The organism is Haloarcula quadrata (assembly GCF_003634715.1).
In the GTDB taxonomy this organism is placed as follows: domain Archaea; phylum Halobacteriota; class Halobacteria; order Halobacteriales; family Haloarculaceae; genus Haloarcula; species Haloarcula marismortui.
Genome location: NZ_RBWW01000001.1, coordinates 211,816 through 237,530 on the forward strand (window position 1 = coordinate 211,816; position 25,715 = coordinate 237,530).

General features: G+C 63.3%; 31 protein-coding genes. 16 read left to right on the forward strand and 15 right to left on the reverse strand.

Translation table 11 applies throughout. The features are described 5' to 3' along the window. Positions 1-127 precede the first annotated feature (127 nt). The gene (locus BDK61_RS01085; RefSeq protein ID WP_121302072.1) at positions 128-1,519 is read right to left on the reverse strand and encodes a sensor histidine kinase; all 1,392 of its coding nucleotides are present in this window, start codon (positions 1,517-1,519) and stop codon (positions 128-130) included. A 341-nt stretch (positions 1,520-1,860) separates the two neighbouring features. Between BDK61_RS01085 and BDK61_RS01090 the strand changes: the two genes are divergently transcribed. The 3 genes from BDK61_RS01090 to BDK61_RS01095 are packed head-to-tail and all read left to right on the forward strand — an operon-like array spanning position 1,861 to position 2,478. Continuing rightward, positions 1,861-2,046 carry a hypothetical protein gene (locus tag BDK61_RS01090; RefSeq protein ID WP_004960172.1) on the forward strand — a complete coding sequence of 62 codons (186 nt, stop codon included), beginning with the start codon at positions 1,861-1,863 and terminating at the stop codon, positions 2,044-2,046. Beyond that, a complete protein-coding gene (locus tag BDK61_RS23190; RefSeq protein ID WP_167467350.1) occupies positions 2,046-2,213 on the forward strand; it encodes a hypothetical protein in 168 nt (55 codons plus the stop codon). Before BDK61_RS01090 ends, BDK61_RS23190 begins: the two co-directional genes overlap by 1 nt. Positions 2,214-2,256: 43 nt before the next feature. Continuing rightward, entirely contained in the window at positions 2,257-2,478 is a 222-nt protein-coding gene (locus tag BDK61_RS01095) for a DUF7535 family protein (RefSeq protein WP_004960179.1), read from the forward strand. On the opposite strand, the gene BDK61_RS01100 is transcribed toward BDK61_RS01095, so the two are convergent. After that, the gene (locus BDK61_RS01100) at positions 2,479-3,474 is read right to left on the reverse strand and encodes an alanine dehydrogenase (protein WP_004960182.1); all 996 of its coding nucleotides are present in this window, start codon (positions 3,472-3,474) and stop codon (positions 2,479-2,481) included. 76 nt (positions 3,475-3,550) lie between these two features. Between BDK61_RS01100 and BDK61_RS01105 the strand changes: the two genes are divergently transcribed. Then, positions 3,551-4,414 (forward strand): hypothetical protein, encoded by an 864-nt coding sequence (locus BDK61_RS01105; protein WP_121302073.1) that lies wholly within the window; start codon positions 3,551-3,553, stop codon positions 4,412-4,414. Positions 4,415-4,890: 476 nt separating this feature from the next. On the opposite strand, the gene thsB is transcribed toward BDK61_RS01105, so the two are convergent. Further along, the gene (gene thsB, locus BDK61_RS01110) at positions 4,891-6,570 is read right to left on the reverse strand and encodes a thermosome subunit beta (RefSeq protein WP_007187924.1); all 1,680 of its coding nucleotides are present in this window, start codon (positions 6,568-6,570) and stop codon (positions 4,891-4,893) included. Positions 6,571-6,744: 174 nt separating this feature from the next. Beyond that, the gene (locus BDK61_RS01115; protein WP_121302074.1) at positions 6,745-7,134 is read right to left on the reverse strand and encodes a DUF7383 domain-containing protein; all 390 of its coding nucleotides are present in this window, start codon (positions 7,132-7,134) and stop codon (positions 6,745-6,747) included. 104 nt (positions 7,135-7,238) lie between these two features. Between BDK61_RS01115 and mutS the strand changes: the two genes are divergently transcribed. Next, positions 7,239-10,082 (forward strand): DNA mismatch repair protein MutS, encoded by a 2,844-nt coding sequence (gene mutS / locus BDK61_RS01120; protein ID WP_121302075.1) that lies wholly within the window; start codon positions 7,239-7,241, stop codon positions 10,080-10,082. A gap of 31 nt (positions 10,083-10,113) precedes the next feature. Here the strand turns inward: mutS and BDK61_RS01125 are convergent, their stop codons facing one another. Then, positions 10,114-10,809, reverse strand: coding sequence for a helix-turn-helix domain-containing protein (locus BDK61_RS01125; RefSeq protein WP_121302076.1), 696 nt, complete (start codon positions 10,807-10,809; stop codon positions 10,114-10,116). 120 nt (positions 10,810-10,929) lie between these two features. Here BDK61_RS01125 and BDK61_RS01130 point away from each other — a divergent pair, with 120 nt between their 5' ends. Further along, entirely contained in the window at positions 10,930-11,181 is a 252-nt protein-coding gene (locus BDK61_RS01130) for a HalOD1 output domain-containing protein (protein ID WP_004960214.1), read from the forward strand. A gap of 82 nt (positions 11,182-11,263) precedes the next feature. Here the strand turns inward: BDK61_RS01130 and nucS are convergent, their stop codons facing one another. Together nucS and BDK61_RS01140 are read right to left on the reverse strand one after the other, a co-directional pair. Then, positions 11,264-11,983: an endonuclease NucS gene (gene nucS / locus BDK61_RS01135; RefSeq protein ID WP_004960217.1), complete on the reverse strand. Its 720-nt coding sequence runs from the start codon at positions 11,981-11,983 to the stop codon at positions 11,264-11,266. Positions 11,984-11,992: 9 nt separating this feature from the next. Further along, the gene (locus BDK61_RS01140; protein ID WP_121303874.1) at positions 11,993-12,430 is read right to left on the reverse strand and encodes a DUF6735 family protein; all 438 of its coding nucleotides are present in this window, start codon (positions 12,428-12,430) and stop codon (positions 11,993-11,995) included. 186 nt (positions 12,431-12,616) lie between these two features. Here BDK61_RS01140 and BDK61_RS01145 point away from each other — a divergent pair, with 186 nt between their 5' ends. Beyond that, positions 12,617-12,904, forward strand: a complete 288-nt coding sequence (locus BDK61_RS01145; protein ID WP_007187919.1) for a DUF7577 domain-containing protein — start codon at positions 12,617-12,619, stop codon at positions 12,902-12,904. Positions 12,905-13,052: 148 nt separating this feature from the next. On the opposite strand, the gene BDK61_RS01150 is transcribed toward BDK61_RS01145, so the two are convergent. Next, positions 13,053-13,904 carry an IS5-like element ISHma10 family transposase gene (locus BDK61_RS01150; protein WP_121301968.1) on the reverse strand — a complete coding sequence of 284 codons (852 nt, stop codon included), beginning with the start codon at positions 13,902-13,904 and terminating at the stop codon, positions 13,053-13,055. Positions 13,905-13,956: 52 nt separating this feature from the next. Between BDK61_RS01150 and BDK61_RS01155 the strand changes: the two genes are divergently transcribed. The 6 genes from BDK61_RS01155 (at position 13,957) to BDK61_RS01175 (ending at position 18,461) form a co-directional block, all read left to right on the forward strand. Further along, on the forward strand, positions 13,957-15,243 hold the full coding sequence (locus BDK61_RS01155; protein WP_121302077.1) for a hypothetical protein: 1,287 nt from the start codon (positions 13,957-13,959) through the stop codon (positions 15,241-15,243). A gap of 30 nt (positions 15,244-15,273) precedes the next feature. Further along, positions 15,274-16,257 (forward strand): Gfo/Idh/MocA family protein, encoded by a 984-nt coding sequence (locus BDK61_RS01160; protein WP_121302078.1) that lies wholly within the window; start codon positions 15,274-15,276, stop codon positions 16,255-16,257. 116 nt (positions 16,258-16,373) lie between these two features. After that, the gene (locus BDK61_RS01165; RefSeq protein ID WP_011224513.1) at positions 16,374-17,168 is read left to right on the forward strand and encodes an aldo/keto reductase; all 795 of its coding nucleotides are present in this window, start codon (positions 16,374-16,376) and stop codon (positions 17,166-17,168) included. Between the two features lie 6 nt (positions 17,169-17,174). Further along, positions 17,175-17,360 carry a hypothetical protein gene (locus tag BDK61_RS01170; RefSeq protein ID WP_004960235.1) on the forward strand — a complete coding sequence of 62 codons (186 nt, stop codon included), beginning with the start codon at positions 17,175-17,177 and terminating at the stop codon, positions 17,358-17,360. 74 nt (positions 17,361-17,434) lie between these two features. Next, positions 17,435-17,572, forward strand: coding sequence for a hypothetical protein (locus tag BDK61_RS23195; protein WP_004516449.1), 138 nt, complete (start codon positions 17,435-17,437; stop codon positions 17,570-17,572). Between the two features lie 172 nt (positions 17,573-17,744). Beyond that, the gene (locus BDK61_RS01175) at positions 17,745-18,461 is read left to right on the forward strand and encodes a type 1 glutamine amidotransferase (RefSeq protein WP_004960239.1); all 717 of its coding nucleotides are present in this window, start codon (positions 17,745-17,747) and stop codon (positions 18,459-18,461) included. Positions 18,462-18,484: 23 nt separating this feature from the next. On the opposite strand, the gene BDK61_RS01180 is transcribed toward BDK61_RS01175, so the two are convergent. The 3 genes from BDK61_RS01180 to BDK61_RS01185 form a co-directional block, all read right to left on the reverse strand. Next, positions 18,485-18,952 carry a cupin domain-containing protein gene (locus tag BDK61_RS01180; RefSeq protein WP_007187914.1) on the reverse strand — a complete coding sequence of 156 codons (468 nt, stop codon included), beginning with the start codon at positions 18,950-18,952 and terminating at the stop codon, positions 18,485-18,487. A gap of 102 nt (positions 18,953-19,054) precedes the next feature. Beyond that, positions 19,055-19,219: a DUF6757 family protein gene (locus tag BDK61_RS23200; RefSeq protein WP_004516452.1), complete on the reverse strand. Its 165-nt coding sequence runs from the start codon at positions 19,217-19,219 to the stop codon at positions 19,055-19,057. Between the two features lie 54 nt (positions 19,220-19,273). After that, entirely contained in the window at positions 19,274-20,050 is a 777-nt protein-coding gene (locus BDK61_RS01185) for a PHP domain-containing protein (protein ID WP_121302079.1), read from the reverse strand. Between the two features lie 146 nt (positions 20,051-20,196). On the opposite strand from BDK61_RS01185, the gene BDK61_RS01190 reads away from it, so the two are divergent. Continuing rightward, a complete protein-coding gene (locus BDK61_RS01190) occupies positions 20,197-20,484 on the forward strand; it encodes a DUF5789 family protein (RefSeq protein WP_004590034.1) in 288 nt (95 codons plus the stop codon). 115 nt (positions 20,485-20,599) lie between these two features. On the opposite strand, the gene BDK61_RS01195 is transcribed toward BDK61_RS01190, so the two are convergent. The 4 genes from BDK61_RS01195 to BDK61_RS01210 form a co-directional block, all read right to left on the reverse strand. Beyond that, positions 20,600-21,010 (reverse strand): hypothetical protein, encoded by a 411-nt coding sequence (locus tag BDK61_RS01195; protein WP_004960253.1) that lies wholly within the window; start codon positions 21,008-21,010, stop codon positions 20,600-20,602. Beyond that, a complete protein-coding gene (locus tag BDK61_RS01200) occupies positions 21,007-21,693 on the reverse strand; it encodes an RAD55 family ATPase (protein WP_004960255.1) in 687 nt (228 codons plus the stop codon). The genes BDK61_RS01195 and BDK61_RS01200 overlap by 4 nt, the downstream gene beginning before the upstream one ends. Positions 21,694-21,766: 73 nt before the next feature. After that, on the reverse strand, positions 21,767-22,474 hold the full coding sequence (locus BDK61_RS01205; RefSeq protein ID WP_121302080.1) for an Nmad3 family putative nucleotide modification protein: 708 nt from the start codon (positions 22,472-22,474) through the stop codon (positions 21,767-21,769). Between the two features lie 66 nt (positions 22,475-22,540). After that, positions 22,541-23,446, reverse strand: coding sequence for an acyltransferase (locus tag BDK61_RS01210; protein WP_121302081.1), 906 nt, complete (start codon positions 23,444-23,446; stop codon positions 22,541-22,543). Positions 23,447-23,584: 138 nt separating this feature from the next. Between BDK61_RS01210 and BDK61_RS01215 the strand changes: the two genes are divergently transcribed. Together BDK61_RS01215 and BDK61_RS01220 are read left to right on the forward strand one after the other, a co-directional pair. Then, positions 23,585-24,598, forward strand: coding sequence for a CPBP family intramembrane glutamic endopeptidase (locus BDK61_RS01215; protein WP_121302082.1), 1,014 nt, complete (start codon positions 23,585-23,587; stop codon positions 24,596-24,598). 24 nt (positions 24,599-24,622) lie between these two features. Continuing rightward, positions 24,623-25,675: an aldo/keto reductase gene (locus BDK61_RS01220; RefSeq protein WP_121303875.1), complete on the forward strand. Its 1,053-nt coding sequence runs from the start codon at positions 24,623-24,625 to the stop codon at positions 25,673-25,675. The last annotated feature ends 40 nt before the right edge of the window (positions 25,676-25,715 follow it).

Here is a 25,715-nt window from a genome sequence, read left to right on the forward strand (position 1 = left end):
CGTGCTATACCTTTCCCTTCGGGAGGGTATCAGGGTCCGCCGCACGAACGCACAGGCCAACGGGTGTGAGTCCGGAGCGCTGCCTGCTTACAGAGCGGTAGCGTCGCCAGGGTCGACTGACCGCCCGCTATTCGGGACAGTCGACGTTTCCGATATCGAATCGGGCACCGCCCGACTCGCTCTCCGCTGCTGTGACCGTCCACCCCTGGTCAGCGGCGACCCGTCGGGCGACATAGAGTCCGAATCCAGTGTTCTCTGCGACAGCAGTGTGACCCGCATCGAACACCCGTTCCGGTGGTTCGACATCGATGCCCGGGCCGTCATCTGCGACGAAGAAGCCGTCTGCCGTCAGGCCGACGGTGACGGTGACCGACGGTCCGGCGTGTTCAAGCGCGTTCTGGAACAGTATCTGGAGCAACAGTCCGGCAGACTCCTGATCGGCGACAATACGGGTGTCCCCATCGAAAGTCAGGCATGCCTCACTGTCAGCGAGCGTGTCCCACACCTCTCGACTGAGACGGGAGAGCCACACGTGTTCTCGCTTCGGGACCTGTTCGATCTCGGCGTGCTGGACCGGGCCATTCGGGTCACTCGTAGAGAGTTCAACGACGGTATCAATAATCGCAGAAATCTGGGACAGCGACTCGGCAATGTCGGCGGTCGGACCGTCGCAGTCAGCCAGCTCTTCGAGTCGCCCGTACGCGATCTGCAGTTCGTTTCGAAGCTCATGAGACGCCACGAGTGCGACTTTCACCATCCGTTCGTTCTGGCGGCGAAACGCGTGCTCGCGGAGCTTTCGGTCAGTGATATCTTGAGTGTGTCCGATGATACCCTGAACGTCGCCAGTGGAATCGTACCACGGCATCTTGCGAGTGCGAACGTACGACGCATCAAGGTCGAGGAACTCCTCCACTTCGACCCGGTCTGTTTCCTCCTCGATAACGTCCATCTCATCACGCAGGGCCGCTCTCGCGTGTTCCTCGGCCAGTTCCGGGACTTCGACATCAGTGAGACCGAGTCGGTCGGTCGGCTCGTTGAACCCCCGACCCATTAGGACGTGTCGGGCCTGCTCGTCTTTCGCATACAGGTGGTCCGGCAGTTCGTTGAACAGGGAGAGTAACAGCGTCTCCATCGGGGACGGTGGGCGTCCAGCGACAGTCGGTGGCTCGGCACCGAGGCTATCCCGGACGGCCTCGGCGACGGCGTCTTCGAGACGTGCCGACGGCTCAACGGCCGTCACCTCGAGGGTATCCGGGACTGCTTCCGGGTCCTCGCCGGCGATGATCACCGGTAGATCGGGAAACAGGTTCCTGACCCCGTAGGCGATATCAGTCCCGGACTGTCCGTCAACTGTTGCAGGCAGGACAAGCGCGTGAAACGTCGAACAGGTGAGCGTATCAAAGAGGGCCGTGAGGTCGCTCAATTGCGTGATCGAAGCCGTCGTCTCAGTGAGAGCGGATTCGAGAGCGGGTGCATCCACTCCGTCAGTTGTGACGAATAGAACGGATTTGCTGCCCATAGTACGTTCCTAGCTAGAGTATTCTTTCGGTTGGTTGACCCTCACTGTTTCGGCCGTTTCGAGGGGCAGAAGCCGCTCACGACTGTCAGTTCAGCGATGGCCACGGACGTTTAGCTCCAAGTGGTCCCGATCAACCCCGATGGGACGGATACGTTCGATTCGATACTGGCGGTGTCCACCGACATCACTGATATTGCCGAGAGTGACGATAAAACGCCGTCGTAGCGGAGGCTATAACGAGCCGGCGGGCAGCGAGGCAGACAAATACAGCGCCGGTATTCCGACCAGACGCCAGAAACCCACACAAGATTTTTGCCGGACTCGGCAGGTGTCAGGAATGTATGGTACACTGCCCTGATTGTGAGACCTCGCTCGAAACGGCCGACGACATCGAGTTCGTCGAAGTGGACGCGACCACCGGGTTTATCAAAGCCTCCAAGCGCTTCTACACTGCCAACTGCGCGGCCTGTGGCGTTACTATCGGTAGCGGCGTCGCCGGCGCAAAGTCCAACGGAGGTGCAGCCTGATGGTGCACTGCCCGGAATGCGAAGCGGAGATGGCCGACCCGGACGACGTGGAGTTCCTCGACATGGAGTCGACGACGGGCTTCTTTAGGGCCTCGAAACGGTTCTACCTCGTCGCCTGTGACAGCTGCGGGGCTGCCATCGGCAGCGGCGTCGCCGGTGCCATGTAGCCGCCGGGCCTAGGCTTATACACGTTTCAGCGAAAGAGACAGTATGGCAGCATCACCTGACGACGAGACGGAAGACAGCGGACGACTGCCGGCACCGCTCCGATCGGTCACGCCAGGGTCGCGGCCCCACCGCGACGAAGGGATGGACGTGTTCGGTTGGGGAGTGTTCCTCGGCCTGCTCGTCCTATTGATGCCGCTCCTGCCGTTTATCATCATCGTCTGGGGCATCTCGAAAGTGACCGACATGCTCACGCCTTCGCCGTAATCAGGAGGTCTCGGTGTCGACAAGTGAGAACGCCGTTCCGTCGCCATCGTCGCTCGCGTTCTCATAGACGACGTGTGCAGCCGCGACGTCCTGGATAGCCAGCCCCGTCGAGTCAAAGAGCGTGATTCCGTCGTCGTCTGTCCGCCCCGAGAGCGTGCCCGCGACGATGTCGCCGAGTTCCCCGTGGAGGTCGGTATCGGTCAGGGTACCCTCGCCCCACGGGACGTTGATTTCACCGGAATGGGTACACTGCTCGTAGTTGTCGATGACGAGTTTCGCGTCGAGGAGCGTGCGTTCGCTGTGTTCCTGCTTGCCGGCGGCGTCGGCTCCGATAGCGTTGATGTGTGTGCGCTCACCGAGCCACTCCCGGTCGACGATAGGCGACTCGACGGGCGTAATCGTCGACAGCACATCACAGCCAGCGGCGTCCTCAATGCTGCCCGCACGCACGTCGAACCGGTCGGTGAACGTGTCGACAAACGCCTGCTGTTTGTCCGTGTCCCGGTCGGCGACGACCACCGTCTCGATGTTCCGGACCGCCGAAATAGCGTCCAGTTGCGTGTACGCCTGCGTGCCGGCCCCGACCAGACCAAGGGAGTCCGCGTCGGCGACAGCGAGGTGGTCGGTGGCGACGGCGGCCGCCGCCCCGGTCCGCAGGCGCGTCAGGACTGTACCGTCCATCACGGCCAGTGGGAACGCCGTCTCGGGGTCCGAGTAGATGAGCGTCCCGAGGACGGTCGGCAAGTCGTGGTCGCGGGGGTTGTCCAGATGGACGTTGACCCACTTGACCGCGGCGGCGTCCCACGTTTCAGCGTTGACGTAGGCCGGCATCGACCGGAAGTCGCCGTTGTACTGCGGCAGGTCGATGTAGGACTTGGCCGGCATGATGGTGTTCTCCCTGGCATCGGCGGCGAAGGCCGCGGCAACCGCGTCGATGACTGCCGGCATCGTCGCGTGGTCCTCAACCGCGTCCGCGCCGAGAAGCAGCGTCTGCATACAGTATGTTGACACTCAACGATATTTAGCCCTCCGCCGTCACAGAGGTTATATCGCCACACAACGAGTCACCAACATGCGTCGCGGGGTGGCGATTGCTGTGGTCTGTCTCTGTCTGCTGAGCGCCGGATGTACCGGTCTGTTCGGGGACAACGCGGCCGCCAGGGAGACGGTGACACCAGCCCCAGTCCCGACTGCAGACGCACCAACGAGTGCGGCACAACGCGCCCCGGGCGTCGTCGGCGACCGCGTCGTCAACGCCACCGCGCTCGGCCGCGCCCACGTCAGGCGGCTTTCGAACACCTCCTATCGAGTCCACCACACCAAGACCGTCATGAACGGCAGCGGCCTGCACAGGCGCGTCCGGACCCGTGCCAGCATCAGCGCGGGCTACGAGTCGTACACGGCCACCCGAACGATATCCGGACAGAGTGTGACAGCGCGTGAGATACACAGCACCTGGCGGGACGGCCGTGCGCTCAGACGGACGACCGTCAACGGGTCGACATCGACGGAAGTAGTCGCGGACAGCCGCGGTATCGGTGGCCCGCCCCGCTCACCCCGGGCCGCACTGTTCTTCGAACCCACGTTCAACGGGCGTCTCATAGCGTTGCTTTCCGCCACCAACATCACATCCATCCGCCCCGGCGACGAGGTCATCAAGCAACTGTACGGCATGTCGTTGTATCGCATCAAAGGAACCGGGTCGGCCGACGGCAGCGCGGTTGCCACTCGTCCCGTCGACCGTGTGACAAACGTCTCCCTCTCAGCGACCGTGACGCCCAACGGCATCGTCCGGAGCTACGCGCTCCAGTACACAGTCGACAACGGAACGGATACCTACCGAGTGACCGAGATTCTCCGCTACAGCGACCTGGGAACGACGGACGTGGTGTTCGAAGACCGACGCCACCGAAACCGGACAACACGCCCTGAATGATTGGGGCGGCGGCTGGACACTGTCGAGTGACCGCTAAAACGAAGAGAGGCCCCCACCCACTGTCACCAGTCCGTCCCACCAAACGGACCGGGACAATCGAAACTTCGCAGAGACGCACCTAACTGTTTCTCCGGTTTCACGTCTCGATATCGGCGGTGTCACGACCTATCCGTAGCTGTGTGGAATTGGACTGTAGTCGGTCAAAAATATCGTCCGCAGGGCAGTCTGTTAGTGGTCAAAGCACACTCAGCGGGGCTGCTTCGGCGTTCGTTCGAAAAGTCTTCTTCCGGTCAGCTACAGTGCTCGCGGGTTACTGCGTTCCCGCTCGCGTATACGAGGTTCTTCGCGTTGCTCAGAACCTCGCGGTTCGCGGCTTTCGCCACTCACTATTTGAGGGCCCTCACTTCGTTCGGCCCCTCGCTTTGCTCACGGACTTCGTCCGTTCGCTCGTTCGGAGACTTCGCTCCGCTCGTCTCCTACATCATGCCGCCCATGCCGCCACCCATGCCGCCCATGCCACCAGGGGCGCCACCGGGGCCGCCGGGGCCGCCTTCGTCGCCGCCGGAGGTCGAAAGCTCGCCGGCAGCGATGATGTCATCGATCTTGAGGACCAGGTTCGCGGCCTCTGCAGCCGAGGAAATCGCCTGTCGCTTGGCGTGGGCTGGCTCGACGACGCCGGTGTCGAGCGTGTTCTCGACGTCACCGGAGAAGACGTTCAGGCCGGCGCTGACATCGCCGTCCTCGTGGGCGGCGCGCAGGTCGACCAGCGTGTCGATGCTGTCGAGACCAGCGTTCTCTGCGAGGGTGCGCGGGATGATCTCCAGCGCGTCGGCGAAGGACTCGATAGCGAGCTGTTCGCGGCCTTCGACGCTGTCGGCGTAGTCGCGGAGCCGGCGGGCGACTTCGACTTCAGGTGCGCCGCCGCCACCGAGGACGCTGCCGTTGGCAACCGTGGACGCGACGACATCGAGCGCGTCCGTGACGCCGCGTTCGAGTTCGTCGACGACGTGGTCGGTCGAACCACGGAGCAGGAGCGTGACGCCGTGGGCTCCGTCGCCGCTGCCCTCGACGTAGAACAGGCCTTCGGCGTCGTCGCGGGTGACAGAGCCGTGACCCAGGTCTTCCGCGCTCGCGGAGTCGAGATCGGAGACGATGCGGGCACCCAGAACCTCTTTGAGGAACTCGATGTCGGACTTCTTGGCGCGGCGGACGGCCAGAATACCCTTCTCGGCGAGGTAGTGCTGGGCCATGTCGTCGATGCCCTTCTGGCAGAAGACGACATCAGCGCCGGTGTCGGCGATCTGGTCGACCATCTGCTTGAGCTGCTCTTCTTCCTTGTCGAGGAAGTTCTGGAGCTGGCTCGGGTCGTCGACAGAGAGTTGCGCGTCGACTTCGGTCTCGTCGAGTTCGATGGCCGTGTCGACGAGGAGGACGTCGGCGTCCTCTGCCTCGGTTGCCATCTCTTCGTGGACCGGGTCCTTGTCGATGACTGCGCCTTCGAGGAGCTCGGAGTTGCCGGCGGAGCTGCCGGTCTGGGTCTCGATGTTGAGGTACTCAAGGTCGGCAATGACGGAGCCGTCCTCGGCCTCGACGGTCACGGCGTTGACCGCGTCGACGATGATCTGGGCGAGTAGCTCCTTGTTGAGCTCCGCGCCCTTGCCCGTCATCGAGGTTTCGGCGACCTTCTTCAGCAGTTCCTCGTCGTCGGGGTCGACTTCCGTAGCGATGTCGTCGAGTTCGTCCTTGGCCTGCGTGGCGGCCATGTTGAACCCTTTGATGATCGCCGTCGGGTGAATGTCCTGTTCGAGGAGGTCCTCGGCGTTCTTGAGGAGTTCGCCTGCGATGGCGACGGCGGAGGTGGTGCCGTCACCAGCCTCGTCTTCCTGTGTCTCGGCAACCTCGACAATCATCGAGGCTGTCGGGTTGTCGATGTCCATCTCCGAGAGGATGGTGACGCCGTCGTTCGTGACGGTGACGTCACCCATCGAGGAGACGAGCATCTTGTCCATCCCCTTCGGGCCGAGCGTCGAGCGTACTGACTCGGCGACCGCGCGAGCGGCCGAGATGTTGTGTTCCTGTGCAGACTTGTCCTTCATCCGCTGGGAGTCCTCTCCCAGGATGATCATCGGCTGGCCCTGCATCTGGCGTTGGCTCATAATCAAGCGAAGATTGCATGTGGTTCTATATAAAAGTAGGGGTTATAGGGCGCTCGCCGGTCACCGGTTGCCCAGGCCAGAACAGGTGAAATCACCCGACAGAAGGGGTAATGACCGTTAATAGTGGTAGCTGTTGGCACGCCTCACCAGAACAGCGTCGATCTGTTTATATATTCATTCGACGGGCTCAGTCCAGTGGACCGTAACCGACCCGACGACGAAAGCGTCCTTCGAGTCGGTGTTCCGCCGGAACTGAATCGTGTTCTCGCCGAGGTGGAGTCGCTCGAGCGCAATCGTATCCATCCAGAGCTGCCACCCCTCGCCGGGCGCGATATCGAACCCTGACAGCGGTTCGCCGTTGACCACGATTTCGTGGTTGAAATCCTCGACGTCGAACACCTGCATCTCGACGTACGGGTCCGCCGACGATGAGGTGGGGATGTTGAAGGAAACCGGATCAGTCGAATTCCCGGTGTATTCAGCCCAGGGAACGTCGAGCGAGTCCGCCGCCGGACCGAGGTGCTGCTGGAACTCACAGAGCGCGTAGTTGGCGCGACGTGACATACAGGCTACGTCTCTCCGGTGGCATAAAAATCAGTGGCCGGTCGACACCACACATAGCGGGAGAGAGCGGAGCGCCTATCAGGTGTCGGCTGTTGCCCATCGATATGGACGCTGCGCTTGGCCCGCCCGAGCAGATGGCCGAGCTTGAGGAGGACCTGACGCCGATGATGGCACAGTACTACGAGCTGTGCCGGCAGTACGACGACGCCTTGGTTCTCTTTCAGGTCGGGGACTTCTACGAGGCCTTCTGTGCGGCCGCGAAACGGGTCGCCCGGCTGTGTGAGATCACGCTGACTCAGCGCGAGGATTCGACCGGTGAGTACCCGATGGCCGGCATCCCAATTGACAACGCCGAATCCTACGTCGAGACGCTGCTGGACGCGGGCTATCGGGTCGCCATCGCCGACCAGGTCGAGGACCCCGACGAGGTCAGCGGCGTGGTCGAACGCGCGGTGACACGAATCGTCACGCCGGGGACGCTCACGGAGAGCGAACTGCTGGGCGGGGCGGACAACAACTACGTCGCCGCCCTGACCGCCGGTGAGCGGTACGGGCTGGCGCTGCTCGACGTCTCGACCGGCGACTGCTACGCCACGAGCGTCGGTTCGGAAAGCGCCGTTGCCGACGAACTCAGCCGGTTCGGCCCCGCGGAAGCCATCGTCGGGCCGGACGTCGACGTGGACCGGGACGCCGTCTTCGGCCCGGCCTGTCTGGTGACACGCTACGACGCGGCCGCCTTCGACCGGGAGCGCGCCGAGGACCGCGTGGGACAGTACTTCGGCCCACCGGAGCGCCTGCTCGCCGGCGACGCGGAAATCCGGGCCTGTGGCGGCCTGCTGGCCTACGCAGAGTACACACGGGGCAGCAGCGGGGCAGTCGGCCCCGACGGCGAACCGGTCGACCCGGACGTGGACCCCGCCGGCACGCTCGACTACCTCAATCACCTCACGCGGTACGACCCGCGGGAATACATGCTGCTCGACGCCGTCGCCGTCGAGAGCCTCGAACTGTTCGAACGGCGCTCGGTCCGGGGCCACGAGAACCGGACGCTCGTCGATACGGTCGACGAGACGGCGTGTGCCCTGGGGCGGCGGAAACTGACCGACTGGCTCCGCCGGCCGCTGCTCGATGCGGACCGTATCGAGGCCCGCCACGGCGCGGTCGCAGAACTCCAGCGCGACCCGGCGACCCGCGAAGCGCTCTCGGACCTGCTCGCGGAGGTGTACGACCTCGAACGGCTCATCTCGCGCGTCTCGCGCGGTCGGGCGAACGCCCGTGACCTCCGGTCGCTGGCCGCCACGCTGTCAGTCGTACCGGACATCCGGGACCACCTCGCGGACGCCGACGCTCGGTTGCTCGCGGACCTGCACGCCACGCTGGACCCGCTGGCCGAGACTCGCGAGGAAATCGAGGCGGCGATTCGCCCGGACCCGCCACAGCAGGTGACCGAAGGCGGCGTCATCCGCGAGGGCTACGACGATGAACTGGACCGACTGCGCTCGACCGAGCGGTCGGGCAAGCAGTGGATCGACGACCTCGAAGCGAGCGAGCGCGAGCGCACCGGCATTGACTCGCTGAAGGTCGGGCATACCTCCGTCCACGGCTACTACATCGAGGTGACAAACGCCAACCTCGATGCTGTCCCCGAGGATTACCAGCGCCGCCAGACGCTGAAAAATAGCGAGCGCTACTACACGCCAGAGCTCAAAGAGCGCGAGGACGAGATTCTACGGGCCGAGAGCGCGGCCGACGACCTGGAGTACGACCTGTTCTGTGCGGTCCGGGACGAGGTGGCCGACGAGGCCGAGCGTGTGCAGGCCCTGGCCGACCGTCTCGCCCGCCTGGACGTGCTGGCCTCCTTCGCCGAGGTCGCGGCACAGTACGACTACTGCCGGCCGACCGTCGGCGGCGACGGCATCGACATCACCGCCGGCCGCCATCCGGTCGTCGAGCGGACCGAGGATGCGTTCATCCCTAACGATACGCATCTGGGGAGCGGGCCAGTCCCAGCGAGCAGAGACGGAAGCGACGACGGCGTCACCGCGGACGATATACAGCCCTTCCTCGCCGTCGTCACGGGGCCGAACATGAGCGGGAAGTCGACGTATATGCGGCAGGTCGCATTGATTTGCCTGCTCGCACAGTCGGGCAGTTTCGTCCCTGCGAAAGCGGCCGACCTCCCGATTCTCGACCGCGTGTTCACCCGCGTTGGGGCCAGCGACGACATCGCCGGCGGCCGCTCGACGTTCATGATCGAGATGACCGAACTGGCGACGATTCTGGACGCGGCGACCGAAAACTCGCTGGTCCTGCTGGACGAGGTCGGCCGCGGCACGTCGACGGCCGACGGGCTTGCTATCGCCCGCGCAGTGACCGAGTATCTCCACGACGAGGTCGGCGCGTACACGCTGTTTGCGACCCATCATCACGACCTGACCGCCGTCGCCGCGGCGCTGTCCGGCGCAACCAACCGCCACTTCGAGACCAGCCGCGAGGACGGCGACGTTCGCTTCGACCACGAACTCGCGCCCGGTCCCGCGGCGGCCTCCTACGGTGTCGAGGTGGCGAGCATGGCCGGCGTCCCCGACTCCGTTGTCGAGCGGTCGCGGGACCTTCTGACGGATGCCGAGACGGCCGATACGGGCGTCGAAGCGACGAGAGAGGCGGAGGTGGCGAGCGAACCTAGACCGGGGACAAGAGCTGACTCCGAGACGGATTCCACCGCCACGGAGACGACTGGTCCGACGGAGAACGGAGCAGCGTCGGCCCCGGCCGGTGAGGCGACATCGGATGACCACACGCAGGAAGTATTTCAGACGAATGGAACCGCCGCCGAGGATGAATTGCCGGAGTCAGTGGCACAGCAGTTAGCGTCGCTTGATGTCGCGACGATGACGCCGATAGAGGCGATGAACGCGCTCGCGGACTTGCAGGACCGAATCGAATAACAGCGGCGGTCAACTGTCGCTGTCAGCAGCGTTATTCGTCGTGCGGGCAGGCGAACATGGTCGCGACGAGTTTCTGTTCGGCAGCCCGCAGGTGCTTGTGGAGCGTGGGCTCCGAGATATCGAGGAGGTCAGCCAGGTCCGCGGCCGTCGCCTCACGGGGCCAGCTGTAATACCCCGCTTCGTGGGCCGTCGCAAGAACTTCCTGCTGGCGGTCGGTCAGTGATTCGGAGTGGGACGCGTAGTTCTGGAACCCGAACAGCGGAACGATAGACTCACGCTGTTTCTTCGCCGCGAGTTCGGCCTCCGGATGGGCCGTCAGGAACGAATCGATAACCGACCCCGTCTCGATTTGACCCGGGACATCAGCTACGATAGTCCCCTGGCCATCGACACTCCGGACAGTCCGTGGTACCGCCCCGATATCCGCAAGCGAGACAACGGGACAGTTATCTCGTACGTCGATTTCGACGAGCCCACCGTCGCCGGTGCGCTCAAGCACCCGCGCCTCACCGCCGTTGGCGTCTTCGATGCGCTCGACAAGCTGGCTGGGGCGAGCACCCTCGACTGAAAAAAACTCCGCGTACATGTCGTCCGTCTGCGGGAGGCATTTTTCAAGAATTACTGCACACGATTCGGCTTCAGACACCGACACAAAGGGATACGACCCATCAGAGAGGGCAAACTCCACACGGGTTACCGCCCGGCTGTCGCCAAGCTGTCGGGACATACACAGGTGTAGTTGACATCTCATGATGAATGTTGTCATGTATCGTGGTTCGGCGTTTACTATACTAGCCACACTGAACTTTACACCTGTAGAACAAGTTCAGCATGAGGTCAGAGAACCGTGTCTGGAAGATCACCAACTGTTATAGAAGTCCACGGCACCGACCAGTCCATCGTCACGGCAGTCGTTCGTGCCGTGGCAACCGCGGAGAGACAGCCGGTCGAGACGCTCCCTCCACTGGCCGACAGTATCAATCCGGATGCACTGACGGCGTGCATCGCCGATTCGAACACCAGCGGGCACGTGGCGTTCGATTACAGCGGCTATCGTGTGGTCGTCGACACCGATGGAACGGTCACTGTAGACGAGTAGCTTCGTCATCTGGCTATGTGGCGACTGCGGCAATCAGTACGGGACACGACTGACAGCTCCGTGCGAAAGGGAAAAAGATCGGTTACGGCGGCTCCAGCGAGACGAACTCTAATCCCTTTTCCGCGAGTAACTGACGCGCCCGGTCGGTCACCGACGGAGCGACGAGGATACCCCGGACTTCAGTGTCGGCGTGCAAGTCGCGTTCTAACGCATCGACGTACCGCCCCAGCTGGCCGACTGCGTCGGGCCCCACGCGCCGGCGCTTGAGTTCGAGTATCGTCGTCCGACCGTCGGCGTCCTCGCCGTAGATGTCGACCGCGCCAGCAGGTGTCTCGCGTTCGGTCGCAAGCGGCGTAAAGCCCGCCTCGACCAGCCCCGGCTCGTCGAGGATACGGTCTTTCAGGTCGGCCTCGGTCCCGGTGAGCGCGAGGTCTTTCGAGTCGGTCACGTCGAAGGCGGCGGCGTGGGCGACTGTCTCAAAAGTCACTTCGAGCAACTCCTCGGGGGTCGACCGCGTGGAGCGGACGACCAGCGAGTCGTCGTCGACGCTGATGCTGTGCTCACACCCCGGCGGCTGCCAGTTCACCGGCTGCTGGCCCTCGTCGGTGTGGACCAGCGCAGCCCCATCGGGCTTGAGCATCACGTGGCGGTCGCCGGGACCCAGTGAACTGGCTGCTCGTCCCTCGTATTCGACCGTACAGGTCCCGACGAGCGTCACCAGCGCGCCGCGGTCGGCGTTGCGCGACGCAAGGTCCAGTGCGTCGGCGGGGTCGGGGTACGTCAGCGTCTCGACGGCAGTCACGGATGGCGGTTAGCGGTCCCCGCGTAAAAAGGACGCGTCGTCGGGGCAGTGGACGGACGAAGCCCGGTTTCGGAGCGACGCGAGCAGGGCACGCCGGACGGCCGCCGGGTCACAGCCTTCACTGTCGAGGGCGCGACAGGCCGCGTCCTTCCGGTCGACCCACCACTGCCGGAACGACTCAGGGTCGGCAGTGCGAGCGAGGGCGATATCGTCGATGGCCGATAGCATCGGGTCGAGCCAGCAGACAGCGTAGGTCCGGACCGACCCGTCAAGCACGACTAGCTGCTCGTGGGTAGCATCGATGGCAGCGAGGACGGCAGCGGGCGTCCAGTCGTTCCCGAGCGGTCGAGACTGTGCAATGGGGTCAGCGTCAACGCCCCAGTGTGCGAGCCGGCAGTCGTAGCGGCCGTCGGGACGGGCGACAGCCACGAGTGTCCGACGGCCCATCAGGGACCACCGAGCGTGTGAACGGGCATGAGTTCCCGTGGCTGCGTGGTCGTATTTGAACGCTAGCCCACAGCGCACCCGTCTGCTCGCCAGGTAGTCACAGGGGATGATTCCGAACTCGCCGAAATTGCCGTCCATTGGTAACTCGGCACAACCCTCAAGTAGTACGTTCACGTATCGTTACATATGATGGTGAGCGAGTGGCTCTACGGCGCAATCGCGCTTCTCGTGGGGCTCCACGTCCTGACTATGCTGTACGCGTACCGGCACCGGGGTGACCCAGCCGGTGCGACCGGTCAGGGCGATACTGAACCGCGCCGTGGCAGCGCCACCGACGACAGCACTACATCCATCGACTGTCCCCACTGCGGGGCGAGGAACGAGCAGGACTACCAGTTCTGCCGGCAGTGCACCGCCGACCTGACGAGCGGGAGCCCGCAGCGTCAGCCGACGGACCGAAGCCAGCCGTACTGACACCGTCGCAAGGCTGGGGTCGAACCAGCCGGCTTGAGCGCTGTTGTCGGCCAAAGGATTTATTTCTCCGACGAAATATTTGAATATACTGTCACGAACGGGGTGGACTGTGGAAACGGCTCAATTGAATCCGGCGAATTTCGGCGTTTCAGCGTTCAATTGCCTGCTCCACGTTGTAAACGCCGGCTATGAGCGTTATCTCCCGGAACTGGCGGAACCAGTCACGCGCTCGGACGGCGGAGCCGTGCGAGCGCTTGATTGAGGAGTTGACGGACTCGGTCTGTGATCGCTGACCATAGAGCTCGTCGTCTATTCGGGCGTTGTGTGCGTGATCGTAAGGAGCGAAAACACGGTGCTTGATCAGCGGACGAATCCCGGCGTTTCGAAGCTCCTCACGGAAGCTCATGTCATCATAGCCTTTGTCAGCGGCCAAGCTTCGAAGGTCGCCCGCGTTCCGCAGGGCGACCTTCGGGCCGATCTTGGTTTCGTCAGGCCACTTCGTGCTGCAGTGTAAGTCAAGAATTGCTCCCTCAGCTGTATCTACGAGAAACGTCGTCTGGATCGTTTTGACGGAACGATCAATCCGTCGCAAGTAGTGAGACGATGCCTGCTGACGGTCGAAGTAGGTGGCATCAATTGCGGCGTGACCATTCTGGTCCAGCAGCTCCGCCGACCGGCGGAGCAGCTGTCGCCAGACAGTCATCGATGCCCGTTTGAACGCCTTACACAGCGTCGAAGGCGCGGGAAACTCCCCGCGTTGAAGATTCAATACCGCTCGAACACGTTCCATCTCTTCGGCCCAGTCGATGATTTCCTCGTACTCCGCGCTCATGTGTTCGCGCAGATAGAGCAAGACTGCGTGCTTCCAGCCGGCAAACCCGTTGCCGGCTGGATCACTCAGTTCCATCAGCGCAGCGTCAGTAAGCTTTTGAGCGAGCGAAGCCACTTGCTTCACGAAGCGGAAGAGGGTGTTGTGCATAACATTACTCTCCCGCTTCATACCCGTGATTCTAACGACCTATCCCGGCGCCGTCTGTGGATTCAATTGAGCCGTGGAAACTGTTACCGATATACGCTCCTCGGGTCGACCGGAAATATTCGACCGAGTGAACACCGACGGGCTGTTCGGACGCACGCGCCGGCTTCAGCAGCCGCTAGGGCAGCACTTTCGGGAGACGGAGACGCCGCGATATCTTGCGTATAACAGTCAGTCCGGCGTCATCGCTGCCCAGGGGAACGAGGGGCTCACGCCGGCTGGCGACTACCGCGCGTATCTGCTCGCAACGAACGGCCGCGTCATGTTCGTCGTTGGCGACGACGACGGTGACCGGACAATCTCGCTCCCCTACGAAGACATCGTGGCCGTGCGCTGTACGTCGGGGCTCCGCACGTCGACACTCGAAATCGTTACCGTCGACGAAGACTGCTGGGCGTTCGAATGCAAGGGCGACCTGACGCCGGTTCGGGAGTTCGTCGACGAAGCCACACAGGTCTGGACGCGCACGCTAACCGAGCTTGACCGGGCCGAGTCGCAGGTCGAGGCTGCTGTGACGGCACTGGAGGCGACAGACCTCGAGACAGCAGCGACGCATATCACGGCCGCACAGGAAGCGCTCGACAACGGGCGAGGGCGAGTCGAAGCGCTGGGAGCGACAGCGAGTATCGACGAACGCTGCCAGTCAACGCAAGCACAGATAGACACCTGCCAGCGCCGACGCCACGTCAGCGCGGCCGAACAGCACCGCGACACGGCCCGACGTGCATGGGAGAACCGGGCGTACGAACGGGCTGCGGACGCGTACGCACAGGCAAAGACCGAGTACGAACGAGCGCTAGCGGTAACGGCACCGGAGCCACCCACAGAAACTATTGCGGACGCTCGAAACGCAATCGAAGCGGAATACGCCGAACTACTATCAGCCCCAGTCGACGCGGCACAGGTGGCTGCGAGCGCGGCCAGAGCCACGACAGACCCGGCAGCGCGGGCTACACACTGGGAAGACGCCCTCGACCGCTACCGGACGGCGTACGAACTGGACTGGGGCCGTGACCGCCGCTTCGATGGCGACCGGGCGTCGCTCCGGCAAGCGCTCGCAGACATCGCCGTCGAACTGGTCGATACACACCGTGAGGCGGGGCGACAGAAGCGACGTGAAGGCAGCGAGGAATCAAAACGAGAAACGCCCGGGGCCGCGTGTGGCAGTGCAACGGCCCATCTCGAGCGTGCACGCGAGGTAGCCACCGAACTCGTGCCCGACAGACGCGAGCCGCCAGCGGACGAACTGGCCGCCGCGTCCGAACAGGGTATCAGTGTCGAGTCGGAGTCGAAAGGTCGGTAGTTGTTTATCAACGGGGCGTCGGGTATCGGTATGCGCTTTGGGGTTATTTCAACGGCAAAAATCGCACGCGAGGACGTGATTCCGGGTATCCAGAAGTCGGACCACACGGTCGCGGCAATCAGCTCCAGAAGCCGAGACCGTGCCAGCGAGGTGGCCGAAACGCTGGGTATCGACAGTGCCTTCGGCGACTACGAAACGATGTTCGCCGAGGCGGACATCGACGCAGTTTACAACCCGCTTCCGAACGCGCTCCATGCCGAGTGGAGCCAGCGGGCGGCCGACCACGGGCTTGACGTACTCTGTGAGAAGCCACTGACCGTCGACACGGCCGGGGCAGTGGACCTCTTCGACTACTGTGCCGAACAGGGCGTCACGCTGATGGAGGCGTTCATGTATCAGTTCCACCCGCGGACCCAGCGGGCCAGAGACATCGTCGAAAACGAACTGGGCGAGGTGCACACTGTCGATGCGTCGTTCAAGTTCGCGCTCTCAGACCGCGAGGACATCCGTCTGGACCCGAAGCTGGCCGGTGGGAGCCTGATGGACGTGGGCTGTTACGCCGTCAGTGCGGCCCGGGGCTTTCTCGGCGAGCCGGACCGGGCGTTCGCGCACAGTCGGGACTCACGGGACAGTGGCGTTGACACGAACCTCAGCGGCGTCCTCTCGTACGACGACGGACGGGTCGCCTCGATTTCCTGTGGGTTCGACGGGCCGAGACGGGAGTCCTACCGGGTCGAGGCAGATGACGGCTGGCTCGAAGCGAAGGACTGCTTCGGCCCGGACCACGACCAGTCCGTCTCGCTGACGTACAGTGTCGACGGCCGCGAAGTCACCGAAACGTTCGACCCGGTCGACCACTACCAGTTGCAGGTCGAGGCGTTCGCGGACGCCATCGAGAACGGCGAAACGCCACCCATCGACCAAGCTGAGACACTGGGGAACATGCGCGTCATGGACGCGCTGGCCCGAAGCGCGGACACCGGCGAACCGGTCGACGTCGCCGGTCCCGAGTGAGCGACGAACGGGTGTGTGCCATACCGCGATGTGCGCGAAACGGTTTTGACTGCGGCGAGTGAGACACGGATGTGACACCCCCAACAGCGACACTCCCGAGTGGCGACGAACTGCCGATGGTCGGCGTCGGGACGTGGGACATCGACGGCGACACCGTACAGAAGTCCGTTCGGGCCGGGCTCAATGTAGGCTACGCCCACGTCGACACCGCCGAGGGCTACAAGAACGAGAGCGAAATCGGCGAGGCCCTGGCCGACTACGACCGCGAGGACGTGTTCCTCACCTCGAAGGTGCTGCCGAAACACCTCGACTACGAATCCGTCATCGAGGCCTGCGAGGCGTCGCTCGACCGCCTCGGGACCGACTACCTCGATCTGTATCTCGTCCACTGGCCCAACCCCGCGACCTCTATCCGTGAGACGATGAACGCCATGGCGACGCTCCACGACCAGGGGAAGATCCGCAATGTCGGCGTCTCGAACTTCAGCGCGTACCAGCTCGGGGCCGCCCAGCACGTCGCCGACGTGCCAATCGCTGTCAACCAGATCGAGTACCATCCCTGGAACACACAGGACCAAGTCGTCGAGTTCTGCCGCGACACCGACACTGTCGTCGAGGCGGCCGCGCCGCTGGGTCGGACGAAGGTGTTCGCTGACGATATTATTCAGGACCTGAGCGAGAAATACGACAGGTCGCCAGCTCAGATCGTCCTGAAGTGGGCGGTTGAGAACAACGTGGTCGTGCTACCGAAGTCTTCCTCGCCCGAACACGTCCGCCAGAATTTCGACCTGTTCGACTGGGAACTCGACGCCACCGACCGCGAGCGCATCGACGCCATCGAGCGCGAACAGGCGGTCTACGACACCGGCATCAACGACTGGGACAACGATACCTACGGTATCTCACAGTAGTCCCCGATGGTCGAACCGCCCGCACTGGACCGCTGGGACGCCATAGCCGCGGCAAGCATCGCCGTTTTACTTGTCGTGGCGTACGTTCTGGTCCCGGACCCGACAGTCCAGTACGGGACGTGGCTGGTCGTCTTCTGCATCTGGATGGCCTGGTTCGTCTCTTTCGGTGCCAAATGGTTATACGGCCCCTAGAGGGGCTCGTTGAAGCTTTTACTCGATTCCGTGTCAGCGGAGATTTATTTACTCCCGCTCTCTATACACACCTGATGCCCCGTATCGAAGTCTCGGAAAACCTGTACCGGCAGATCGAGAGCGAAGCCAACAACGACGACTTCAACGACACGCTGTGGAAGATGGTGGGCTCCTATCGGCGGACGAACAACCCGGAAGCGGACCAGACGTAACGCACATATCACAGTCGTCAGCGGCCCGTAGCGAGACAGTTCTGAGAGTTCAATCGTTCCCAAGAGTCGCTGTACCAGCGTGCACTTCGACGCCGGCGTCCCCGTCACTGTGAGCGGCAATCACTGCCGTCGGTACGCATGTTTTTACGATTTGAGCCGCTGCGTACTTGTAATGAGGCCACGAATCGCCCTGCTGAACGCGGCCCACGACGGCGACGACAATCGTCGGAACTTCCGGCGGGAACTCGACGCCGACCTCGTGGAATACGACGTGACCGAGCGCGAACTGCCCGACACCTTCGCGTTCGACGGCTGTCTGGTCACCGGCAGCCGCGCGTCCGTCTACTGGGACGAGCCCTGGATTCGGGACCTCGAATCCTGGGTGGATGCGGCAATCGACCGTGATATCGCGTTCCTGGGCGTCTGTTTCGGCCACCAGTTGCTCGCACACGCACTCGGCGGCACCGTCGAACCGATGGACGAGTACGAGATCGGCTACCGGACGGTCGAGCACGACGGCGAGAACGAACTGCTTGCTGGCGTCGACGAGTCCTTTACCGTCTTCACGACGCACTCGGACCGCGTCGCCGAGGTGCCGCCGGGCGCGACCACGTTCGCCGAGAACGACTACGGCATCCACGGGTTCCGGAAAGAGAACGTCTTCTCGGTGCAGTTCCATCCCGAGTACGACCCCGAAACAGCCAAAACGGTGACGAAAGGCAAGGATGAGCAGCTCGCCGACGAGCGCATTGACGCGGTGCTTGACGGCGTCACAGAGGAGAACTACCGCGCCGCCTGCGAGGCCAAGCGGCTGTTCGACAACTTCACCGAGTTCGCCGCGCGTCACGCGGGTGGCGTGACCGGTGCGACCACCGCTGCTGACGACTAACCCGCCGAAGGAGTTGTTGCCGGTCAGGTGAACCGACCGGTCTCGGTGTCACATTCCGCACACCGTGTTACGAGCGCGTCCCGGTTGGCCGTCATTTCGACGTAGTTGTACGTGCGACCGCCACACTCCTCGCAGTGCCGGAGCATATCCGTGTCACCCATCTCCTGTGGTGCGCCGAGCGCAAGCGCAACGACGCGCTCGTCGCCCTCGTTGTGCCCGCGTTGCCACTCGCCGGGAGCGAAGCGGATGGCCTCGCCCGCTCCGACGCGTACGTCGCCGTCCTCTGTCTCGAACGTCGCTGTGCCCGACTGAACGAGAAACACTTCCTCCTGGTCCGGATGGCGGTGATACCCGAAGCCGAAGGACTCGCCCGGTGCCAGTTCGTAGTGATTCAACGCGATATTGTCGGTGCCGAGTGGACCGGCGAGCGCCCGCTTGACCGACGCCGGCCCCATTCGCGATTCGACGGCGTCAAGGCTGACTTTCTCCATAGTTGCCATGTACGGCGGGCAGTCCTTAACGGTTAGTCAGGGCGAGCCACAGTGGTGACACGGAAGACACGCCATAATAAAAGCAGAGAGACGGAGTGTCGGTCACTCGCGTCGGTCGATATCGAGTTCCTCGTCGAGGTCTTCGAGCCAGTCGGCGTCTTCCAGTTCCGCCATCTGTTCACGGAAGTGTGTCTTGCAGACACCGACCTTGACACCGTCGTTCTCGACGGCGATGTCGGCTTCACGGTCGCAGTAGTGACACTGCATACCTGAATGGTAGACCCGGATGACATTGAACCCTCGGGTTCCGTCTGCCGGTTGTCAGACGTTGAGCGCCGTTTCGACTCGGTCCCACGCGGGCGAGTCCAGACCAGTGTCACCCAGCGTCTCGCCGTGGGAGTCACTGCCGCCCGTCGGGACGAGGTCGTATCGCTCGATAGCATCGTCGACGAGGCTGTCGTCGACAGCGCGGCCGTACGGGTACCACCGTTCGACGGCATCGAGCGACGCACACTTCGACAGTGCAGCCGCCGTCTCAGGGTATCTGAACGGATGCGCGAGGCCGACCAGCCCGCACGCGTCTGAGAGAACGGCACAGCCGCGCTCGAAGGACGGGACCTCCCGTGGGAAGTAACAGGGGCAGTCGTCGCCGATGAGTTCGTCGAACGCGGACTGGAAGGTGTGGTCCGACACCTCGGCGATTCCGCGGGCGATGTGGGGCCGACCAAGGCCGTCGCGCGGTTCGACGGGCAGCGAGACGCCCAGGCGGTCTTCGACGCACTCGATGATGCGCGCGCCGCGCTCCCGGCGGTTCCGCTGGATGCGCGCACATTCGGTCCGGAGTTCGTCGGTCGGGTCGACGCCGTAGCCCAGCAGGTCCAGTCGCTGGGTCTCGGTTTCGACGCGGAGTTCGATACCGTGGAGCAGCGTCACACCGTCCCGCTGGGTGACAGGGCCGTCGAGTCCAGGCTGGAGTCGGTCGTGGTCCGTGACGGCGACAACCTCGACGCCCGCTCGTCTCGCAGCGGCCGGGACCTCGTCGAAGGAGAGCGTCCCGTCGGAGCGGGTCGTGTGTACGTGCAAATCAGCGACGACCATACGGTTCACACAATCCCCAGCAGGAAGCCGCTTCTGGTCGAATCATGAGTCGTGGGCACACGAAACGTTGGTTCCTTATACGCATTAAGGGATATTATGATTATCTATAGTGAAGGTTTATTAGGAACCATGAACTTTCGATAGGTATGCGAATGCTAAGCAACGCAACGGACGCCTTCCAATCGTACGACTACCCGGTTTCAGCCGAAGAAATCATCGAGGGCGACGGCGACATGGAACTCGAACTGCCAAACGGCACCGAACGGCTGGGCGACGCACTCAGCCGGTCGGCTCCGGAAACCTTCGAAAGCGCAGAAGACGCCGAGTTCGCGGCGTTCTCGGGCGTGTCGAGCAAGGCCATCGGCCGGAAAGGCTACTCCGACCGCGACCCGATCTGCATGGGCGAAGACGGACCGGACGAAGTCTCCTTCTAACGGTCAAAAGCGGCCTGCAGTCACCCCAGCTCTGGACGGATTTTCCGTCTCCTTCGTTTTTACATAGGCGAGCAGCAGCGCTGTTCGGGCGGTCGGCGCACACACACTGAAACGGCTATCGGTCGAGAAAGTCCGGCCTGTCGACAGCGTCAGTGCTGTCGACTGACTGCCTGTCCAGCAGCTCCGAGGAATCAAGCGCCGACGGCAGGCCGTCGCGGCCGCCAGTCGGCACCTCTCCTTCGTCGATGTACGTCTTCTCGCCGTTGATGAGGTCTGCCCAGAGGGCGTCCCGGTCGGCGTTGGTCGTCTCCGCCGCTTCCTTCGCTTCGTTGCGCCCTTCGTCGTACGCGAGTTCGACCATGCTCTTGTGATACGCCGAGTTCATCTCGGCGTAGATGGCTTCGAGTTCCTCGCGGTTGTACTCCCCGAGGCGCTCGGCGACGCCGATGGCGTAGGCCCGGTCGGTAGCCTCGTCTTTGTCGAGAGTGTCCCAGTCGGTGCCAAACTCACGCTCGTAGCGACTCATGTCTCCACTTTCCGGTCAGTGTGAACCTGCAGTCCGGCGTCAGAAAAGGAGATTTCGCGGATGTCACAGTCGATAGCGGTACCCCGCATCTTGATAACCTGAACGCCGCGGGTCATGCTCCCGTTTTCGAGGAAGTTATGGAAGAAGACGACGCCGTGGGCGAGGTAGTGCTCGTCGCTGTAGGAGGACGGGTCAGTCATCTCGGAAATGAGCAGTGTCGTTGCGTCGGTCTGTTTCAGCGCAGAAAGAAAGCCCGTAATCTCGTCTTCAACGTCGGCCATGAAATGCTGTAACAGCATCGTCGAGTCGATGACGACCCGCTGGATGTCGTTCTGTCTAATGTAAGCGACGAGTCGATTCGTCAGGCCGCCCTCGTTGCCGAACTGCGTGATAGTTCGCTTCCCGCTCTCGGTGACGAGGTTGAGGAACTGGATGGCATCAGACTGCATGGCCCGGTCGAAGCCGAAGTCGTAGCCGGCCATGTCCTGCATCAGCTCAGTCTTGGTCTCGTGCATCGTCACGTACAGGCACGTTTCGCCCTCCTTGACGCCCTGTGTAATGAACTGTGAACAGAAGGTTGTCTTCCCGCTGCCCGGCGGGCCGCTGACCACGTAAAGACGATTCGGGAGTAACCCCCCCTCAATGAGTTCGTCGAAGCCGGGGACCCCACTAGAGAGACGCATATCAGCTATCTGAGTCCGTCTGGACATATGCTTTCACATTCTATTTTCACCGGTGATAACTCATTCGGCTGCGTCAGCGTTCGATAGCGCTGGGGTGGCTATCGGCCAGTTCGAGCAGTCGCTCCGTACCGGCCTCGTCGAACCGCATCGGTCGTCGCCACCACGGGCCTTTCCCCGAGTCGGACGACAGTTCGGTGACCAGTTCGTTCGCGTCGGTGCCCCCGCTCGGTGCCGACAGCGGGACCACTGTATCGTACAGCTGTGACTCGTCGGCGTTGCCGCGAATGAGAACGCGAGCGTCGAATGGGTCGCGTTTCACGTGGGCATTCGAGGCAAACTGGGCCTGTTCTGCGGACGGGAGATCGCGGTACTCCTCACCCGAGACCGCGTCGCGGGCGAGCTGGAAGTGACCGATGACGTAAGCACCCCATTCCGGCGACGCCCAGCCCGGGCGCTCATCGGCCAGCGACAGCGTCGCATAGAAAAACAGGCAGTCGCCGGCCGACAGCTCCGAGAGTGGGCCCGCTTTCACGCCGTGTTCGTCACCGTACGTGTAGCGTTCGCCGCCGGCCTCCGGAAACTCCGGGTCGAAGTGGACCGGCTGGTCGGCCACCGCGGATACGTCGGTCCGCAGGTCGAGGTCGCCGTATGTCGGCACGGGCTCACTGGTCGGTTTCGATTCGGGAATCGGGATGTACTCGAAAGAGCCGTCAGGAAACAACGGACCGCGAAAGCCGGGCTCGTTCGTGTTTGCTCCGACGTTGATAGCGACACTTCGCATAGCCATTGTTGGTCGGTTTGCGAGAAAGGACTTCGGTTGCGGAGAAGAGAGACGTGCTGTCGGTGCCTACTCGTGGTCCGGCGGCGAGAGGTCGCGCTGGAACTCGTCGAACTGCTCCAGATTGTCGGGCAAGTCAGCCGACAGTTGCCGCTCGGCGCGGCGGTCGACGTTCGCCCCCTCAATCGGCTCTGCGACGGACTCCCAGCCGTCCTTGACTGTCAGCGACTTCGCCGGTGTGCCGGCAGCGACGTGATGGGCGGGGATATCTTTGCCGGCGATGGACTTCGCCGCGAGGATAGCGTTTTCGCCGACCTTCACGCCGGCCCGGACCATCGAGTCGTAGGTCAGGCGCACGTCGTCTTCGATGATGGTGTGGTAGTTGTCGACGTGGGTCTGGTCGACGGCGTCGTGGTCGTGGCTGTAGACGTGGGTATCGTCGGAGATAGAGACGCGGTCGCCGATTGTGAGTTTCCCGCGGTCGTCCAGATGGACGTCGTCGTGGACGACGACGTTGTCACCGACCTCGATGTTGTGGCCGTAGGTAAAGGAGATGCCCTTGAAGAAGCGACAGCCCTCGCCACAGGAGTCAAAGAGATGGTCGGCGAGCATCCGACGGAACCGGAGCGCGAACTCGACGTTGTCCGCCATCGGCGTCGCGTCGAACTGCCGCCAGAGCCACTGGAGGTGTTTCGAGCGTTTGAACCGCTCCTCGTCTTTCTCGGCGTAGTACTCGCTTTCGAGGGTCGTGTTACAGGGGTCATAGCCCTGAAGCCGGACCCGCTCGGCCGGAGAGATATCCGCGCCGTCCTGCCAGCGCTCGTAGGCGTCCCGGTCGCCGTGGAGGTCGACCAGCACGTCGGTGACAACATCGCAGGTGTCCTCGTCACCGGAGAGGCGTTCATCGACCTCGTCGATAAACGCCCTGAGCCCCTCTTCGGCGAGCGGTGGCAGCGACACGTGACGCTTCGTCATGTCGAGTACGTGGCTTCGCGGGCAGATAGGGGTTTCCGTTACGTGAAACCTACCCAGTGACACCTGTGTCACGATACCGTATACCACGGAGTTCGGCAAGCAAGCCACAGTTAAGACGCCGCCGTTCCAGACGACGACATGGTCAGGTCGGACTTCATTATGGAGATACGGCGCTACATCGTCAATCCCGCCGAGCGCCGGCTGCGGGCGCCGTGGCGGGTCACGCTGTGGCTGTTTCTCGCCGGGTTCGGCCTCGTCCTCCTCTCAGGGATGATCGCAGTGGTGTCGTCAGGAGTGCGTGTGACGCCGACGGTCGCAGTCGTGCGCCAGATTACGCTCTTTGCTGTTGGAACCGTCGTCGCCGTCGTAATCGGCTATCTACTCGACCGGCGGACGCTCCCGGATTACGGGTTGGGATTCGACCGCCAGTGGTGGCGCGACGCGGCCTTCGGCCTCCTGCTCGGGGCGGGGCTTCCCGCGCTCGTCCTGCTCGCTGAACTGGCCGTCGGGTTCGTCGAAGTCAGCGTCGCCCTCGCAACCATCGACAGCGGACCGCTCCCGCTGACCGCGTTCGGACCACCGGTCGCCGTCCTCCTTCTGGGGGCGTTCTTCCTCGTCCAGGCTACTGCCGAGGAGGTGCTCGTCCGTGGGTATCTCCTGACGAACGCAGCTGAGGGACTCGCCGGCTGGATCGGGAAGCGGCGCGCAATTATTGTCGCAACGGCACTGACGGGTGGACTGTTCGGCGTCCTCCACTGGACGAACCCCAGCGCGTCGCTGCTCAGCGTGGCCAACATCACCCTCTACGGCCTCCTGCTCGGTGCGTGTTACGTCCTGACCGGTCGACTCGGAGTCGCCAGCGGCTTCCACGTCGCCTGGAACTACACGCTGGCACTGCTTGGCTTCCCCGTCAGCGGCCTCCGGATGGGCGTCACCCTGCTCTCGACGACCGCGACCGGTCCCGAACTGGTGACCGGGGGCGGGTTCGGTCCCGAAGGGGGCCTCGTCGCACTGCCACTGCTCGCCGTCGGGGGGGCCGGGCTGTACTGGTGGGTCCGCCACGAGTACGGCACAGTAGAACTGCTGGAAGACATCGCAACCCCACAGCTCCGCATCCGAACGCGGTCCAACACCGCAAACCAAGACGGCTAAGTGGACAGCGCCGCTACGTCGGATATGGAATACGCGACACTCGGAAACTCTGGCGTCGAGGTCTCGGAAGTCGGATTCGGTGCCTGGGTCGTCGGCACGGACTGGTGGGGCGACCGCACCCGAAACGATGCCATCGACATGGTCCAGCACGCGCTCGACCAGGACGTGACGTTCTTCGATACCGGCGACGTGTACGGCCACGGCGACAGCGAAGAGATCATCGGCGAGGCGCTGGCGGAACACCGCGACGAGGTCACCGTCTCGACGAAAATCGGCTACGACTTCTACAACAATCCACAGGCCGGTCACGGTGAGCTCCCGAAGAAGGTCACGCCCGAGTGGGTCCACACCGCTGTCGACCGCTCGCTCGACCGTCTCGGCATGGACCACGTCGAACTCCTGATGCTCCACAACGCCAACGTCGACGAGGTCGACGAGGACGTGCTGGAAGCGCTCGACGAACTCCGCGAGGAGGGGAAAGTCGAGGCCATCGGCTGGGCGCTCGGCCCCTCTATCGGCTGGCTCGCCGAGGGCGACGCCGCGGTCGCAAACGAGTTTGACGCGCTCCAGACCGTCTTCAACCTCTTCGAGCAGACCCCCGGCCAGCACTTCATCGACACCATCCGCGAGCAAAACGCCGACACGTCGGTTCTGGCCCGCGTCCCCCACTCCTCGGGGCTGCTGAACGAGCAGGTGACCCCGGAGACGGAACTCGGCAAGGGCGACCACCGCTCGCACCGACCGACAGAGTGGTACGAGACCGGCTGGGAGAAGGTTGAGGAAATCCGGTTCCTCGAACGTGACGGGGCACGCACGATGGGCCAAGCCGCCATCCAGTGGCTCCTCTACAACGACGAAGTGGCGTCGGTCACCCCGACGTTCCGGACGAATGCCGACATCGACGAGTGGGCCGGCGCGCCCGACACGCCGCCGCTCAGCGACGAGGAGTACGACCGCGTGCAGGAACTGTACCGTGACAACTTCGGCATCGACCGCGACGACGGGATGGACGCCCTGCGCTCGTCGGTCGGCGGTGCGGACCTCGAAGAGACCGGTATGAAATCTGCCGGGGACTGACAGCGAGGCGTTGGAGCGCCGACGCACAGGCAGGCGGGCG